Annotated in this window: 1 protein-coding gene; it reads right to left on the bottom strand. The window is 60.0% G+C overall.

What is annotated here, in order from left to right:
• Positions 1-87: 87 nt before the first annotated feature.
• Positions 88-852, bottom strand: coding sequence for an IS6-like element IS6100 family transposase (locus AACR93_RS05485; RefSeq protein ID WP_001389365.1), 765 nt, complete (start codon positions 850-852; stop codon positions 88-90).
• Between the last annotated feature and the right edge of the window lie 80 nt (positions 853-932).

Below are 932 nucleotides of genomic sequence, written 5' to 3'. Positions count from 1 at the left end.
CTAACTTTGCAACAGTGCCAGCATGGCGACGGAGGCTCTGTTGCAAAGATTGGCGGCAGTCAGAGGTAGGCTGTCGCTCTGCGCCGATCAGGCGGCTGCTGCGAAATGGTGGTTGAGCATGCCCATGGCCTCCGTCAGCGCCGAGGGCCCAATGCCAAAAGCTCTCTCCACAAGGCGCACCTCGCCCCTGATGCCGGGCTGCAGGCACCAGGGGCGAGCCTGTCCTTTGCGCAGGGCTCGCATGACTTCGAATCCCTTGATCGTGGCATAGGCCGTGGGGATCGATTTGAAACCGCGCACCGGCTTGATCAGTATCTTGAGCTTTCCGTGATCGGCCTCGATCACGTTATTGAGATACTTCACCTGCCGGTGGGCCGTCTCCCGGTCCAGCTTTCCTTCGCGCTTCAATTCGGTGATCGCTGCACCATAGCTCGGCGCTTTGTCGGTATTGAGCGTGGCAGGCTTTTCCCAGTGCTTCAGGCCTCGCAGGGCCTTGCCCAGGAACCGCTTCGCTGCCTTGGCGCTGCGGGTCGGCGACAGGTAGAAATCGATCGTGTCGCCCCGCTTGTCGACTGCCCGGTACAGGTAGGTCCACTTGCCCCGCACCTTGACGTAGGTTTCATCCAGGCGCCAGCTCGGATCAAAGCCACGCCGCCAGAACCAGCGCAGCCGCTTCTCCATCTCCGGGGCGTAGCACTGGACCCAGCGATAGATCGTCGTATGGTCGACCGAAATGCCGCGTTCCGCCAGCATTTCCTCAAGGTCGCGATAGCTGATCGGATAGCGACAATACCAGCGCACCGCCCACAGGATCACATCACCCTGGAAATGGCGCCACTTGAAATCCGTCATCGTTCCGTCCGTCCAATCTCCGCCAAGCATGCTCAAGCTTCACGATTTTTGCAACAGAGCCCACACGAGTATTGAGCATA

It is taken from the genome of Aeromonas sp. L_1B5_3, from assembly GCF_963866575.1.
Lineage (GTDB): Bacteria > Pseudomonadota > Gammaproteobacteria > Enterobacterales > Aeromonadaceae > Aeromonas > Aeromonas jandaei.
Note: the sequence above shows the minus strand (reverse complement) of the source record. Positions and strands in the feature narration are given on the sequence as shown.